We start from the raw sequence: 16300 nt of genomic DNA on the forward strand, positions 1-16300 counted from the left end.
CTACTTGAGTAATAACAAATAGTCGCCAAAAATAACAAGTTTTTATTTACCCGGAAGCATTGCGAGCTATGCATTAGGACGGGTACGCCTAAAAACGCTGGCTGGCTTTAATGTTAAATAAAGTTAAAGGGGACAATTTTCCATGTTTTTACCGTTCATGCTAATCAAAAATAACTCGAACTTAAAATGAACAAAAAAACAAAACTCCTTGCAGCATCATTAACGGCATTAGCGTTATTCGTGGGTACCCGATCAAACGCCCAATCAATTGAAAAAGGTAAATTACGGTTTGGTATAGGCTTAGATGGCTTAGCCCCTGTCGGCAACTTTACTAAAACTGCCAATTTTGGTTTAGGCCTTACTCCGCGTTTACAATACGGCATATCAAACCGTTTCGCCTTAACGTTCACATCGGGCATTTATCACTTTTTCCCGAAGGACATCTACCTAAACAGCGGCACACAAACCTATAAAACCCAATGGGAATTGAATGTCGTACCGGTTAAAGTAGGCTTTAAGGCGTTTGTAACACAGCACATTTACCTTGGTGCAGAAGGAGGTATAGGCTTCCAGGTAGATAATGGCGGAGGCGATAGCAAATACCTATTTTCTCCATCGGTGGGCTATGCATCAAAAAACTGGGACTTTAGCCTCCGCTACGAAAACTTCTCCGGCAATGGCTACCGCAATGGCGTAATAGGCGCACGTATTGCTTATGGTTTTGGCTTGTAACAAATCAAAATATCGAACCGACTGGTCAGCGCAGTCGGTTCGATATTTTCTTAAACTCCCCACACAAAAAACCCCGATCCACATTCCTGCAAACCGGGGCTAATTTAAACTCGCACCTCAAAAGGTCTCTTTATTAATGCACAGCTACTGCTTCGGCATTTTCAAATTCATATACATAGCCCAGGTTATGCGGGCTGCTGCTGGTTACTTTTAAGTCTTTTACAAGGCCGCTGCCCAAGTCTATCACCCAGCCATGTACCTCCAGATCGTGGCGATGCATCCACGCATTTTGTATGATGGATGTTTTGCATAGGTTATACACCTGCTCGGTAACGTTAAGCTCTACCAGGCGATTTACTTTTTGTTTCTCATCGGTAATACGGTCAAGTTCGTGGGCATGTAAACGGTAAACGTCTTTAATATGGCGCAGCCAGTTATCAATAATACCGAACTGCTTGTTGCTCAACGCAGCGGCAACACCGCCGCAACCGTAGTGGCCGGCAACAATTACGTGTTTTACTTTTAATACGTTTACGGCATAATCCAACACGCTCAACATGTTCATATCGGTATGGTTGCACACGTTGGCAATGTTGCGGTGTACAAACACTTCACCGGGTTTAGTGCCGGTTACCTCGTTGGCAGGCACGCGGCTGTCTGAGCAGCCTATCCACAACACTTCGGGGCTTTGGCCTTTGGCAAGGTTGATGAAATAATCAGGGTCTTCGCTGATGCGTTTTTCTACCCATTGGGCGTTGTTGGCTATCAGTTTATCGTAGCTGGCCTTTTGGGCGAGCGATATTTGGTTGGCTTCGGCAGCTTTGCCCTGGCCATTGTTCTTTTCTGTATTGCTCATGGTAATAGGTTTTTAAAACTTAAATACTAACTCTTTCAAGGGCGGTACTTCATACTTGTCCTTAATGTCGATAAGCTGCACTACTATACCCTTGGTGTAGGCGTTGTGGCGGTAATTCTGGATGATCTCCAGCACATCGGTATCAATAAACCGCGAGTTGGAGCCATCAATAATTACATCGCTGCCTTTAGGCAGGTTAGTAAGTGTTACCTGTATAGCCGCCTTGTTCAGGAACGATACTTCTTCGGCAAGCTTCAGGGTAATGGTTTTCTTATCGCCTTTGGTAGTTATCTGGTAAAAGTATGGGTTGCGCATGTTGGTACGCAGTATATAAAATATACCCACCAGCATGCCTATGCCTACACCAATAAGCAAATCAGTAAATACCACGGCCACAATTGTTACCACGAAGGGGATGAATTGATCGAGCCCTTTGTGCCACATGTGTTTAAAGAGGCTTATCCGCGCCAGTTTATAGCCCGTCAGGAGCAGGATGGCAGCGAGACAAGAAAGGGGGATCATGTTAATTAATGACGGGATGAACAGCAACGATAGCAGCAGCATCAGCCCGTGCGTAATGGCACTCACTTTTGTGCGGGCGCCTGCATTTACGTTAGCCGACGAGCGCACGATAACGGCCGTCATGGGTAAACCACCAAGCAAACCGCTCACTAAATTGCCAGCCCCCTGAGCAAGTAGCTCGCGGTTCGTCGGTGATATTCTTTTAATAGGGTCAATTTTGTCAACCGCTTCCAAACTCAGCAGCGTTTCTAAACTCGCTACAATGGCTATAGTAAAGGCTGTAACCCAAACTTCTTTATGTGTAATGGCGGCAAAATTGGGGCTTTTAAATAGCCCGAAAAACTCGGAACTACTGTTTACCAATGGTATGCTCACCAGTTGTTTCTGTTGTAATGCAAAGCCCGTGCCCGAGAATGCCAAACCCAGTATAACGCCTGCAATTACCACTAACAGCGGCGCAGGCACCAGGGCTACTTTTTTAATTTTTGGCCAATAAATCATAATAGCCAACGATACCAGCGCAATAATTACCGCACCGTAATTTATCTTCCGCATGGCGCTCATAATAGCACTGAAGGTGTTGTTGCCGTCGGCCGGCTCGTCAAAACCTTCATCGCCCTCGTAGTCGGCATCATAGCCAACAGCGTGCGGAAGCTGCTTCATAATAAGGATGATACCTATTGCGGCAAGCATCCCCTCAATAACCGGCGATGGGAAATAGTTAGCAATGGTACCCGCCTTTATAAGGCCCAATAGCATTTGCAACACACCGGCTATTACTACGGCAAGTATAAAGTTTTCGTACCCGCCTGTTTTGTTAATAGAGTTGAGTACAATAACGGTTAAGCCCGCAGCAGGCCCGGCAACACTTAGTTGCGAACCGCTTAAAGTACCTACTACTATACCGCCAACTATACCGGTTAATAACCCGGCAAACAGCGGCGCGCCCGATGCCAGCGCAATGCCCAAACACAGCGGAAGTGCTACCAAAAACACAACCAAACTGGCGGGCAAATCTTTCTTTAAATTTTTAGAAAGGAAATATTTTTTCAGGTTAAGCCCGCCATCAGCAGTGCTTACTTGATCGATTTGCATAATAAATTAATTAAAAGGGTGTGGGGACTTCAGCCAATGAAAAGCCGCGAAACGAACGCAGGCAAAACATGCTGTTTCAACCGCATACAATTATTATATACGGCAGGTTGCCCGGCTTGCTCGCACAAACCGGCAAAGTAGAATTATGCGTTGGGTGGAGGGGTGGGTACTACCGGGTGGTAAATTTCGGCGTACAGGGCGTGCTCCTGGTTATGCAGCACGTTAGTTTCGGCAACAAAGGTACGGTAAACAGTAAAATGCAGTTCGGTTTCATCAAAAACCTTTTTCTCTTTAAAGGCATCCTTTTCAGGATCCTCTTTCTCGGTTTTCGATTCGTGTTCCAGCTGCATGATCACCGCATTAACGGCCTTATTGTCGAGGCATAAAAACGCAGGGGCAATACTCATAGCCATTTTTGCAACAAAAATGCTGATGAACAATACCACTACAGGAAGTTTAAGATTCCTCTTTTTCATGCTCAGCAAATATAACAAAAACTTCAAATGCAAAAATAGCTGAAACATTTTCTTTGGATTTAATTGCTAATTTTAGCGCCATACCTAACAGGCTAATAGTGGACAAAAAGTTAGAATTACTACAGCAAAAGCGCCAACTGGCGCTTGAAGGGGGCGGCCGCACCCGTATAGAAGCACAACACAAAAAAGGCAAACTCACAGCACGCGAGCGCCTCCATTTTCTGCTTGATGAAGGCAGTTTTCAGGAGATAGGCATGCTGGTGGCCCACCGCTCTACCGATTTCGGAATGGAGAAAGAAAAATACCCCGGCGATGGCGTGGTTACCGGTTATGGCACTATAGCCGGGCGCACCGTGTACGTTTTCTCGCAGGATTTTACGGTTTTCGGTGGCTCGCTTTCCGAAACACATGCCGAAAAGATATGCAAGATAATGGAGATGGCCCTCAAGAACGGCGCCCCCGTTATCGGGCTTAACGATTCGGGCGGTGCGCGTATACAGGAGGGTGTAGTATCGCTGGGCGGCTATGCCGATATATTTTACCGCAACACCATGGCCAGCGGCGTAGTACCGCAACTATCGGCCATTATGGGGCCTTGCGCCGGCGGTGCCGTATACTCGCCTGCCATCACCGATTTTATACTGATGGTGGAGCACACCAGCTATATGTTTGTAACCGGCCCCAACGTTGTAAAAACCGTTACGCATGAAGTGGTAAGCTCGGAAGAACTGGGCGGCGCGCATACTCACGCCACTAAAAGCGGCGTTACGCATTTTGCCTGCGCCAACGAGATAGATGCCCTGCAGCATGTAAAAAAGCTATTGAGCTACATGCCCCAAAACTGCGAAGAACGCGCCCCTTCCCTGCCCTACCAACCGGGGGATGAAAGCCGCCCTGCACTAACCGATATTATGCCCGAAAATGCTTCGCAACCTTATGATATACGCGAGGTGATAGAAGAAGTGATAGATGCAGGCAGCTTTTTAGAAGTGCATAAAGATTTTGCCGAAAACATTGTGGTGGGCTTTGCGCGCCTTGCCGGTCGCAGCATTGGCGTAGTGGCTAATCAGCCTGCATTTTTAGCAGGCGTACTGGATAATCATTCCTCCGTAAAAGGTGCCCGCTTCGTTCGTTTTTGCGATAGCTTTAATATCCCCTTACTTGTATTTGAGGACGTTCCCGGCTTTTTACCGGGTACCGACCAGGAGTGGAACGCTATTATTACCAACGGGGCAAAACTGCTTTACGCCTTTTGCGAAGCAACTGTACCGCGCATTACCGTAATTACCCGTAAAGCTTACGGTGGAGCATACGATGTAATGAACTCCAAACACATAGGTGCCGACATGAACTACGCCTGGCCATCTGCCGAGATAGCCGTAATGGGTGCCAAAGGCGCTGCCGAGATCATCTTTAAACGCGAAATTACCCAAGCCGATGACCCGGAAGCCAAATGGCGCGAAAAAGAGCAGCAATACGCCGACATATTCGCTAACCCTTACCGCGCCGCCGAGCGTGGTTTTATTGATGAAGTGATAGAGCCATCAGAAACCCGCACCAAACTTATCCACGCCTTTAAAATGCTGGAAAATAAAGTAGTGAATAACCCTCGGAAGAAGCATGGGAATATTCCGTTGTAGAACACAAAAAGAGCAGAGGGCAAGTGCAATCCCCTCCCCCGGGAGGGTGTAGGGAGGGGTTGATACTGACTTTAAATGACGAATACAAAAAAGCAGAGGGCAAGCGCGATTCCCTCCCTTGAGAGGGTGTAGGAAGGGGTTGATACTGACTGTAAATGACGAATGTAAAAAGAGGCGGCGGCAAGCGCGATTCCCTCCCCTGGGAGGGTGTAGGGAGGGGTTACAGTGTTTTTTAATAAAGAAATGATCAAGATCATCCCATATAATTCCAACCTGAAGCCATTAGCAAGAAAGCTCCGTAAAAACATGACCTTCGGCGAGATATTGCTCTGGAACGAATTAAAAGAAGATAAACTTTGGGGACTGGACTTCGACCGACAGTGCTGCATTGATAACTACATTGTAGATTTTTATTGCAAAGAGTTAATGCTGGCGATAGAGATAGATGGCATGTCACACCACGGGGAGGAAGCTTTTGAAAAAGACGAAGTACGACAACGAAAGTTAGAAAGCTTTGGGATAACGTTTATTAGGTTTACTGAAGCAGAAGTGAAATACGATTTGCAAAATGTTATACGTAGTATTGAAGGAGCTGTGGTTGAGGTCATACGAAAGAATCCGGGCATCAAATTACCGAAAACTTCCCTGTAGAACTTATGCATGGTGGTTAGTTCTTGTGGCTAAACCCCTCCCTGCACCCTCCCAAGGGAGGGAATCGCACGGGCCGCCGCTTTTGCACATCATTATAGATCCTCGTACCTGAAATCATGAACACGTTATGACATCAATCCAACACCAAAAAGCCCTTACCTTTAAAGCCCTGCATCAGCGCAGCGGCATATTTGCTATACCCAACCCGTGGGATGCAGGCTCGGCGCGCATGCTGGCGAGCTTAGGTTTTGAGGCCTTGGCCACTACCAGTGCGGGGCTTGCTTATTCCTTAGCCAAACCGGATGGAGAGGGCGTTGTTACTCTAACAGAAGCTTTGGCAAACAGCGAAGCCATTAGCGCCGCGGTGCCCCTGCCCGTAGCTGCCGATCTGGAGAACGGCTACAGCGATACGCCCGAAGGCTGCGCTGCAGCTATCCTGCTTGCTGCAAACTCGGGTGTTGTGGGTGGCTCCATTGAAGATGCCACCGGTAAAGCCGATTCGCCCATATATCCGTTCGAGTTAGCGGTGGAACGCATTAAAGCCGCGGTTGAAGCTGCGCGAAGTTTAGATTTCCCTTTTATGCTTACTGCACGCGCCGAAAACCTCATCCATGGCGTTATCGACCTGAAAGATACCATCAAACGGCTCGAAGCTTACGCCGAAGCCGGGGCAGACGTGCTATTTGCACCCGGATTAAAAACAGCGGAAGAGATTGCCTTAGTGGTAAAAGCCGTGGCACCCAAACCGGTTAATGTAGTGATGGGTTTATCGGGGACAAGTTTTTCGTTAAGCCAACTGGAAGACCTGGGCGTGAAACGAGTGAGTTTGGGTTCATCATTAGCGCGAGCCGCTTACGGTGCTTTTATAAATGCCGCCACCGAAATAAAAGATAAAGGCACTTTCGATTTTGCTAACGGGATAATCCCTTACGGGGAGGTAAACAAACTATTAAGATAACCCCGGGTTGTTGATCAGGATCCATTCAAAAGAAAAGCTATGCTTACCAATACATTAAGAAAACTCTTCCGCCGCGACCTTGGCAAACTGAAACAAGAACTGGAATTATACAGCAACGAGGCAAACATCTGGCTTATAGACAAGAATATCCTTAACTCTGCCGGTAACCTTTCATTGCATTTAATAGGAAACCTTAACACGTACATCGGTGCCGAATTTGGCAAAACCGGCTACATACGCAACCGCCCCGAAGAGTTTTCTTTGAAGAATGTCCCGAGGCAGGAAATACTGGATAATATCGATAGCACCATTGAGATAGTTGATGCTGCATTAAGCATACTCACCGAAGACCAACTGGCTTCAGATTACCCGCAGGTAATAAACGATGAAACTATAACCACCGAATACTTCCTCACCCACCTGGCCATGCACCTTAGCTACCATTTAGGGCAGGTAAATTATCATAGGCGGTTGTTGGATAGTTAGATATCTGTAGTCGGGTAACCGGAAATCAACGGCAATGAAGTGCGAGCAAGGTTGTCAGTACACCACCTTCATTGCAGTCGATCTTTAGTCGACGGCGATGAAGGTTCTGCTGCCATGAACCATCTTCTATAAACCATGAACTCCCGGCTAAAACTCCTTCACCGCGTCGCTCAAATCATAAACCGGTACTGCTTTTATCTTAGCAGCAATAATACCGGCGGCAGCAGCCGAACGGTAACCGGCTGCGCAATGCACCACAATGGGTTTATCCGTCGGGATCTCCCCTACTCGCTCGCGCAGTTCGGGCAACGGAATGGTTAAGGCCTCAGTGAATATTTTACCGGCATTTATCTCAGCCCAGTTGCGGGCATCTATAATGGTGTAATCAGCAGTGCGGCTTTTAAATTCTTCTACGTTAATAGCCGGCGACTTTACGGTCGCGCTTTCAGGAGTATGCAGCGCTGCTTTAATGTTTTTCTCGTAACCTATTTTGGCAGCTTTGCGAATCATTACATCTAACGCATCATCTGTATCGGCAATTAAATAAAACGCCTCGTCGGGGCCAACAACAGAGCCTAACCAGGTCTCGAATTTCTCGCCGTCCTGCAAGTTAATGCTGTTTTTAACATGCCCTTTGCGGTATTTATCGCTTGGGCGGGTATCAATTACCAATATGCCTTTTTCTAATTCGATATCGTTAGCTGCTCTCGGCACGCTGTTAATACTTTCGGCAAAGCCGGGAGCGCCTGTTTTGTTCAGCTCTACATCGTAGCCGAAGTATTTGGGCATGAAGGGCTGGTCGGCAAGCAGGGTTTGTACGAATTTCAGTTCGTCCATAAGTTGCAGGGCGTAGTTATCGCGCAGTTCTTTACCAATGGTAGTTTGCAGATCGGGGCTCATGCTTTTGCCGCAAAGCGAACCGGGGCCATGGGCTGGGTAAACCGTAACATCGGCGGGCAGCACCATCAGTTTTTCGCGGGTGCTGCGGTACATAGCATGGGCAAGTTCTTCTTTTTTTGCGGTGATGTTACCCGCTGTTTCGCGCAGGTCGGGGCGGCCAACATCGCCGGCAAAAAGAGTGTCGCCGGTAAATATGGCGCGGTCCTTACCTTTTTCATCTTCCAGCAAAATGCAGATAGAATCGGGCGAATGACCGGGCGTATTAATAGCTTTCAGTTTTACATCGTCCAGTTGTATCACGTCACCATCGTCGAAGGTTTCGTGCGGGAAGGTACCGCCCGCCAGTTTGCTGGCGTATATCACTGCGCCGGTAGTTTGGTGTATCTCCAGGTGCGAGCTTACAAAATCGGCATGCGGATGGGTTTCTATCACGCCCAAAATATCGGCGCTGTGTATTTTGGCAAAATCGTAATAAGGCTGCGGATCGCGGGCAGGGTCTATCACCACCATACGCCCGTTACGCACAATGGCATAAGAAGCATGGGCCAAACCCTTATCATAAAACTGGTTAACTATCATAGTAAATAATGGGCGCAAAGATAGCGTTTCGGCGGGAATGGTTGTTGTGGGGAATGTTGGGCGGGGGTAAAAAGAAATGAGAAAGAAAGGTGCAATATTTTATATCTTTCTGCCATTATTCAGAATTGATAAATGGCCGCCGCACCTACCTTACGCACTCAACGGATCTGGTATTACATGATACCGCAGATATTGCTGTTAGTTACATTATTCTACTTATTTGATACCGAAGATGAAATTGCCGGGATTATCTGGGCCATTTTAGTTTACTATATCATTATTTACGCCGTTCGAACTTTAGTGGCCAAAGCGCACCGAAAAGCTATAAACGATCTTAGGAAAGGAAATTACGAAGCAGCAATTGGAGGCTTTAAAAAAAGCGTAGCATTTTTCACGAAAAATGCCTGGGTGGATAAGTATAGGTTTATAACTCTTCTCAGCGCATCTAAGCTGACCTACCGCGAAATGGGTTTATGTAATATTGGGTTTTGCCTAACTCAAACCAATAGAGGCTCTGAAGCAAAAGATGTGTATAGAGATGTATTGCACCAATACCCGGAAAACGAAATAGCTATCACTGCACTGAGAATGTTAGAATCCGTATAACTGTAAAAGACAACTTTAGGATAGTAGCCCTACCTGTTAAACCACCTCAACACAATCGCTACCCGCGATAATTTTAGCATAGCTGCCCACAAACGGTTTACCTGTATAGTTTTCATACCTCTGTGCTGTTGATATACTTTATAAACTTAGCCAGTTGCACATTATTGTAAATGAGCGTTATAAATACTCATTCTTAATAGTGATACCCCGCGTGGAGCATTCTGTATTAAGGCTTAACAATTTGGCGCAAATAGTTATTTTTGCGGGCTATGACTATTGCCAAAACATATTCTCCGAAAGAAGCCGAAGACAAGTGGTACAATTACTGGTTGCAACACAATTTTTTCCGCTCGGTGCCCGATGAGCGCGAGCCTTATACCATTGTAATTCCTCCGCCAAACGTTACCGGTGTGCTGCACATGGGGCACATGCTTAACAATACCATACAGGATGTACTCATCCGCCGCGCCCGCATGAAGGGCAAAAACGCCTGCTGGGTGCCGGGTACCGACCACGCCAGCATTGCTACCGAAGCCAAAGTTGTGGCCATGCTGAAAGAGCGCGGCATTAATAAAAAAGACCTCACCCGCGAGGAGTTCCTGAAATATGCCTGGGAATGGAAAGAGAAATACGGCGGCATCATACTGGAGCAGTTGAAGAAACTGGGCGCCTCATGCGATTGGGAACGCACCAAGTTTACCATGGACGACGACATGAGCGAAGCCGTTATCGATTACTTTGTTCGCCTGCATAAAAAGGGGTTGATATACCGCGGCGTCCGCATGATCAACTGGGACCCGCAAGGTAAAACCGCCGTTAGCGACGAGGAAGTTATCCGCAAAGAGGTTAACCAGAAGCTTTATTATATACGCTATGCTTTGAGTCCGGAGTCTAAAGCCGAAAGTCTAAAGTCAGCTTCGGACTCAGAACTTGCAACTTCAGACTTCATCACGATAGCTACCACCCGCCCCGAAACTATTATGGCGGATGCTGCGATATGTATAAACCCTAACGACGAGCGTTACCTGCACTTGCATGGCAAAAGCGTGTTCATCCCGTTGATAAACCGCGAGATACCGGTTATTTTAGACGAGTACGTTACCATGGATTTTGGTACCGGCTGTTTAAAGGTTACCCCGGCGCACGATCTGAACGACTACGCCCTGGGCCAAAAGCACAACCTGCAGATCATTGATATTTTAAATGACGATGGTACACTGAACGAAAAAGCACAGATACTGGTTGGCGAAGACCGCTTTGCCGCCCGTAAAAAAATTGCGGTATTGCTGGAAGAAGCCGGCTCACTGGCCAAAAGTGAAGATTATACTTCGCAAATTGGCGTTAGCGAACGTACAGGTGCAGCTATTGAGCCTAAGTTGAGCATGCAGTGGTTCTGCAAAATGAAGGAGATGGCGCAGCCCGCTTTGGATTATGTTTTAGAAGGCGATGTAAAGCTTATCCCCGACAAATTTATAAACACCTACCGCCACTGGATGGAGAACGTGCGCGACTGGAACATTAGCCGCCAGCTTTGGTGGGGCCAGCGCATACCGGCGTACTACCTGCCCAACGGCGAATTTGTTGTGGCCAAAACTATTGAGGAAGCGTTAGAAGAAGCAAAACAAACCAATCCGCAACTTACCCTTGCCGACCTGCGCCAGGAGGAAGATGTTTTAGATACCTGGTTCTCATCTGGCCTTTGGCCAATATCGGTTTTTGATGGTGTGCGTAACCCGGATAATGCCGAGATAAACTACTACTACCCTACTAACGATTTGGTTACCGCGCCGGAGATATTGTTCTTCTGGGTGGCCAGAATGATTATGTCGGGCCACGAGTTGCGTAACCAGAAGCCTTTCACCAATGTGTACCTTACCGGTATCGTTCGTGATAAGTTGGGCCGCAAAATGTCGAAACAGTTGGGCAACTCGCCCGACCCTATAGAACTGATGGGTAAATACGGTGCCGATGGCGTGCGTGTAGGTATGCTGATGTGTTCGCCTGCGGGAAACGACTTGATGTTCGACGAAAGCTATTGCGAACAGGGCCGCAACTTTGCCAACAAAATTTGGAATGCCTTTAAACTGATTCAAGGCTGGGCGGTTGACAGCAGCCTCACCAATAATAACAAAATAGCCATTGAGTGGTTCGATAGCCGCTTTAACCAGGCCATGGCCCAGATAGAGGAAGACTTCAAACAATACCGCCTATCGGAAGCCTTAATGGCCACCTATAAACTGGTTTGGGACGATTTCTGCGCCTGGTACCTCGAAATGGTGAAACCTGTTTACCAGGCCGGTGCCGAAAAGCAAAGCATAGATGCCGAAACTTACGCAGCTACCATAGGTTTCTTCCAAAACATACTGAAGGCACTGCACCCATTTATGCCTTTCCTGACCGAGGAGCTGTGGCATGATGAGCTATTTGGGGAACGCGAAGCCCTCGATTGCGTAATTGTGGCACAATTGCCCCAAATTGGGGAAATTAGCACGCAGTTAATTGCCGAAATTGAAATTGCCCAGCAGGTAGTTGCGCAGGTAAGAAATATTCGTAACAGTAAACAATTATCGCCAAAAGAGGCCCTGCCGCTTGCTGTTAAAGCAAACTCGGGCGTCGACTATATTAAATATCAACCCATAATTAAACATTTGGGGAATATAAGCGACTTTAATATTGTTAATGAAGCGGTTGCAGGCGCAGTTAGCTTTATTGCCGGCACCGATGAGTTTTATGTTACCTTAAATATTGAAATAGACGTAGTTGCAGAAACAGAACGCCTGCAAAAAGAGAAAACTTATCTGGAAGGTTTCTTACGCGCGGTGAACGGTAAATTGGGTAACGAGAAATTTATGGCGAATGCGAAACCCGAGATCGTTGAAAATGAGCTTAAAAAGAAAGCGGATGCCGAATCGAAATTGAATACAGTGGAAGAAGCCTTGCGCAATTTGGCTTGTTAATTGCAATGATTTATGGCTGTTTATAACCTATGCGTAATTTATTGCGTATATTGAACGCCATATTTTTTCTGATTTTAATAATTTAACGGCGCGAAGTATTAAAGTGGATTTTTTCAACTTCTCAATTTATAAGATACTTTCCAAGGACCAGTCGATACTCGACCAGGCGCGCATTCGTTTACTTTATTATGGTTTCCTGTTGGTATTTGTAGCACTTGGGGCTTTGTTCCTAAGTGTTTACCTGCAAGGTTTGCCTTTACTTTCGGCTACGTCGGGCATTCTGATGGTTTGCGTTGCGGGTTTATTTAAGTATCTTACTTATAAACCACAGTGGCTGCAAATATCGCACATATTGCTGGCACTGGGCACGTTGGTGAACCTGTCTACCGTGTTTGTGGTGATGCAGGACGTGAATATCATCGTCATCCAAATCATCATCCTGGTAGTTGTTTTCAGCTTTTACATGCTCGGGGTAAACTGGGGCATGTTCTACTCGCTGCTTAACTTGCTGCCCGTGCTGCTGTTTTTAGTAATGGTTTACGATCATAACTATTACATCAGCTTCAAGCCCGAGCGCGTTGACGAAGCCACCATCATCATTGGGGTGTTCGCCAATTTTATCCTCATTATTTTTATCCAGAGCCACTTTTACACGGCCTTCCTTAAAAACATAAAGGAACTTAAAGATACCAGCGAAGAGCAGGCAGCGCTGAACATCAAATTTGAGAAAGCGATTGAGAAGGCAGAGAAATCGTCGCAGGTGCAATCGGAGTTCCTCTCTACTATGTCGCACGAGATACGTACGCCGCTGAATGCCGTTATCGGCATGACCAATTTGCTGATGATGAACAGCCCGCGGCAAGACCAGGGCGAAAACCTGGAGATACTCAAATTTTCGGCGAATAACCTGCTGGCCATTGTTAACGACGTATTAGATTTTAACAAGATAGAATCTGGCAAAATCGTTTTCGAGAAGATAAAATTCAACCTCGTAGATCTGCTGCACAACATCTGCGGCGGACAAATGATCAAGGCTGAAGAAAAAGGGCTGCTGTTCAAACTCGACATAGATAGCGCCCTGAGGCGTAAAGTAATATTTGGCGACCCTACACGCCTTACGCAAATCATTTTCAACCTTACCAGTAACGCCATTAAGTTTACAGCTGTAGGAAGCGTGGCTGTGCGTGTTACCTGTATAGAGGACAGGCACAATACTATTACGGTAAACTTCTCGGTAAAAGACACCGGTATTGGCATCAAAAAAGAGAACCTCGAGAGCATTTTTGAGCCCTTCACGCAGGAATCTATCACCACTACCCGCCAGTATGGGGGTACAGGTTTAGGTTTGGCCATTGTGAAACGCCTGCTGGAATTACAAGGGCTGCAAATGCATGTGCATAGCGTCGTAAACGAAGGGTCGGAGTTCTCATTCAATATGGAGTTCCCGGTATCTACCGAGGCAGTAACCGCACCTGCTCAAAAACAACAAATAGCTGCCGAAGCCGCTGCAGCCGAAGCCGATGCATTGAGCAGCCTACGTGTACTGATAGCCGAGGACAACCCGGTGAACGTAATGCTGATGAAGAAACTCTTCAGCAAATGGAAGATAGTACCCACCATTGCCGAAAATGGCGAACGCGCTGTAGAAATTATGCAGTACGGCAATTTTGATATTATACTGATGGACCTTCAAATGCCGGTAATGAACGGTTTTGATGCTACCATCGAAATACGCAAAATGCCGGATCCGGCTAAGGCCAATATCCCGATCATCGCGCTTACGGCTTCGGCACTGTTCGACATCAAAGACCAGGTAACCAGCGCCGGCATGAACGATTATGTGGCCAAGCCTTTCAAACCCGATGACCTGATGGAGAAGATCCAGAATTTGGTGGGTGCGAAGACGGTGTAATATGCCCTGTCATGCAGAGGGACTAAGCATCTAATCGCAAGCTTGCAAACCCGTAATGCATAGCTTATAGATCCTTCGCTATCGCTCAGGATGACAAAATTTTGGTATTTTACAACTCCTTGTAAGAAGGCAACTCCTCTAAAAACTGATAAGTTTCCTGCTCAAAATCTATCCGGCAATAGTAGTGCTGCAAGCCATTGGTGACTACCAACAGTTGCACTTTATGTACCATGTTATAGCGTGCGGCCTGGTCGAAGGTAGCCTGAGTAATGGCTACGGATGGGGCCTTGCACTCCACCAATAATATCTTCTCACCGGAGGAATTATGTACCACAATATCGGTACGGCGAGCCATGCCGTGCAGCTTTAGTCCGCCTTCCAGCTTTATCAGCGATTTGGGGTAATGCTTATGGCGGATGATATATTGTACAAAATGCTGGCGCACCCATTCCTCGGGCGTAAGGATGATCTTGCGTTTGCGCAATTCGTCGAACACGCTCAGCTGCCCGTTATCGTCGGTTAGTTTAAAAGGATGCGGGGGGAGGTTGAGCGGCTGTAACATTTAAGTCAAAAGTAAAAAGTAAAAATTCAAAAGGAGGCCGGTGTCGGCGCTTATCTTTCCACAAACTCCGCTTTTTACTTTTAGCGTCGCCGCTGGGTTTCCTGATAAGGGGCCCTGCGGAATCGAAGCCCAAAGCCTTATCTTTCCACAAACGCTACTTTTTACTTTTAACTTTTTACTTTTGACTTAGCATGACCGCTCTCGAAATACTGAAAGATCTTAAGGCTCGTAAATTTAAACCCCTGTACCTGCTGCATGGCGAGGAGCCTTATTTTATCGACCTGGTGAGCAACTACATCGAGCATAAGGTACTCTCTGATGCAGAAAAAGGTTTCAACCAAACCGTGCTTTACGGCAAAGATACCGATGTGATGACGGCCATTAACGCTGCCAAGCGTTATCCTATGATGAGCGACTACCAAATTGTGATGGTAAAAGAGGCGCAGGACATGAAGTGGGGAAAAGATGATGACGATAAAAAGCACATCAACCCGCTACTGGCATACCTCGAAAATCCGCTGCCAAGCACCATTTTGGTTTTCTGTTACAAATATGGCAAGTTCGATAAGCGCAAAAAAACATATAAGGCCATTGATAAGAACGGGCTCGTTTTTGAATCGGCCGCTTTGTATGATAATAAAATACCCGGTTGGATAGAGGGCTACGTGTCCGACAAAAAATATAAGATAGCCCCCCAGGCTTCGGCCATGCTTGCCGAATATTTAGGCAACGACCTCTCGAAAGTGGCCAACGAACTGGATAAGCTGATGCTGAACATTGCACAGGGCGAGGAAATAAGCCTGAAGCATATACAGGATAACATTGGCATCAGTAAAGAATACAATGTTTTTGAACTGCAATCCGCACTGGTAAGAAAGGATGCTTACAAGGTGAACCAAATTGTAAACTACTTTGAGGCTAACCCCAAGGCCAACCCTATAGTACTGGTTTTAGGCAACCTAAACAACTTTTTTACTAAGGTGCTGGCTTATCATTATGTAAAAGATAAGTCGCAACAGAACCTGGCGCGCGAGCTTGGCGTAAGCCCTTACTTTGTTAAAGATTACGAGCAAGCCGCCCGTGGCTACAGCCTCGGCAAAACATTTCAGGTAATAAGCAGCCTCCGCGAATACGACCTCAAAAGCAAAGGCGTTGATTCTAACACCGATCCGGGTGGTTTGATGCGGGAATTGATGTTTAAGATATTGCATTGATTGCGAGCGTAACCGCCAAATTTTCTGAACCTTGATTTTCCGATTCAAAGATTTCCTGATTGACTGTTTAGTAGAAAGTTTTTAGAACGGCAGCAGAAAAGCTTCGGGCGAAAACGGGCAGAACGTGGTGGCCTTGTGCGCGGGAAGGGCATAG

The 16300-nt window shown here is 46.7% G+C and carries 14 protein-coding genes; 9 read left to right on the forward strand and 5 right to left on the reverse strand.

Translation table 11 applies throughout. The annotated features are described in order from the left end of the window. Positions 1-186: 186 nt before the first annotated feature. A complete protein-coding gene (locus BC343_RS11305) occupies positions 187-732 on the forward strand; it encodes a hypothetical protein (RefSeq protein ID WP_078347893.1) in 546 nt (181 codons plus the stop codon). 133 nt (positions 733-865) lie between these two features. On the opposite strand, the gene can is transcribed toward BC343_RS11305, so the two are convergent. From can to BC343_RS11320, 3 genes are all read right to left on the reverse strand, one after another. Beyond that, positions 866-1588: a carbonate dehydratase gene (gene can, locus BC343_RS11310; RefSeq protein WP_078347894.1), complete on the reverse strand. Its 723-nt coding sequence runs from the start codon at positions 1586-1588 to the stop codon at positions 866-868. Between the two features lie 12 nt (positions 1589-1600). Further along, complete coding sequence (locus tag BC343_RS11315) at positions 1601-3205, reverse strand: SulP family inorganic anion transporter (protein ID WP_078347895.1); 1605 nt, start codon at positions 3203-3205, stop codon at positions 1601-1603. 143 nt (positions 3206-3348) lie between these two features. Further along, positions 3349-3681 carry a hypothetical protein gene (locus tag BC343_RS11320; protein ID WP_078347896.1) on the reverse strand — a complete coding sequence of 111 codons (333 nt, stop codon included), beginning with the start codon at positions 3679-3681 and terminating at the stop codon, positions 3349-3351. A gap of 98 nt (positions 3682-3779) precedes the next feature. On the opposite strand from BC343_RS11320, the gene BC343_RS11325 reads away from it, so the two are divergent. The 4 genes from BC343_RS11325 to BC343_RS11340 all read left to right on the forward strand — a co-directional run bounded on the left by BC343_RS11325 (position 3780) and on the right by BC343_RS11340 (position 7416). Then, positions 3780-5321, forward strand: a complete 1542-nt coding sequence (locus BC343_RS11325; protein ID WP_078347897.1) for an acyl-CoA carboxylase subunit beta — start codon at positions 3780-3782, stop codon at positions 5319-5321. A 243-nt stretch (positions 5322-5564) separates the two neighbouring features. Beyond that, the gene (locus tag BC343_RS11330; protein ID WP_078347898.1) at positions 5565-5972 is read left to right on the forward strand and encodes an endonuclease domain-containing protein; all 408 of its coding nucleotides are present in this window, start codon (positions 5565-5567) and stop codon (positions 5970-5972) included. 127 nt (positions 5973-6099) lie between these two features. Further along, positions 6100-6930, forward strand: coding sequence for an isocitrate lyase/PEP mutase family protein (locus BC343_RS11335; RefSeq protein ID WP_078347899.1), 831 nt, complete (start codon positions 6100-6102; stop codon positions 6928-6930). Between the two features lie 39 nt (positions 6931-6969). Further along, the gene (locus BC343_RS11340; protein WP_078347900.1) at positions 6970-7416 is read left to right on the forward strand and encodes a DUF1572 family protein; all 447 of its coding nucleotides are present in this window, start codon (positions 6970-6972) and stop codon (positions 7414-7416) included. A gap of 147 nt (positions 7417-7563) precedes the next feature. Here the strand turns inward: BC343_RS11340 and BC343_RS11345 are convergent, their stop codons facing one another. After that, a complete protein-coding gene (locus BC343_RS11345) occupies positions 7564-8895 on the reverse strand; it encodes an MBL fold metallo-hydrolase (RefSeq protein ID WP_078347901.1) in 1332 nt (443 codons plus the stop codon). A 177-nt stretch (positions 8896-9072) separates the two neighbouring features. On the opposite strand from BC343_RS11345, the gene BC343_RS11350 reads away from it, so the two are divergent. From BC343_RS11350 to BC343_RS11360, 3 genes are all read left to right on the forward strand, one after another. Beyond that, positions 9073-9501 carry a tetratricopeptide repeat protein gene (locus BC343_RS11350; RefSeq protein ID WP_143822153.1) on the forward strand — a complete coding sequence of 143 codons (429 nt, stop codon included), beginning with the start codon at positions 9073-9075 and terminating at the stop codon, positions 9499-9501. 269 nt (positions 9502-9770) lie between these two features. Then, positions 9771-12458, forward strand: coding sequence for a valine--tRNA ligase (locus BC343_RS11355; RefSeq protein WP_078347903.1), 2688 nt, complete (start codon positions 9771-9773; stop codon positions 12456-12458). A gap of 103 nt (positions 12459-12561) precedes the next feature. Continuing rightward, on the forward strand, positions 12562-14370 hold the full coding sequence (locus tag BC343_RS11360) for a response regulator (RefSeq protein WP_078347904.1): 1809 nt from the start codon (positions 12562-12564) through the stop codon (positions 14368-14370). Positions 14371-14479: 109 nt separating this feature from the next. On the opposite strand, the gene BC343_RS11365 is transcribed toward BC343_RS11360, so the two are convergent. Next, on the reverse strand, positions 14480-14932 hold the full coding sequence (locus tag BC343_RS11365; RefSeq protein WP_078347905.1) for a type I restriction enzyme HsdR N-terminal domain-containing protein: 453 nt from the start codon (positions 14930-14932) through the stop codon (positions 14480-14482). 191 nt (positions 14933-15123) lie between these two features. Here BC343_RS11365 and holA point away from each other — a divergent pair, with 191 nt between their 5' ends. Next, positions 15124-16146: a DNA polymerase III subunit delta gene (holA, locus tag BC343_RS11370; RefSeq protein ID WP_078347906.1), complete on the forward strand. Its 1023-nt coding sequence runs from the start codon at positions 15124-15126 to the stop codon at positions 16144-16146. The last annotated feature ends 154 nt before the right edge of the window (positions 16147-16300 follow it).

The sequence above is a fragment of the Mucilaginibacter pedocola genome (genome assembly GCF_002013915.1).
Classification (GTDB): Bacteria; Bacteroidota; Bacteroidia; order Sphingobacteriales; family Sphingobacteriaceae; genus Mucilaginibacter; species Mucilaginibacter pedocola.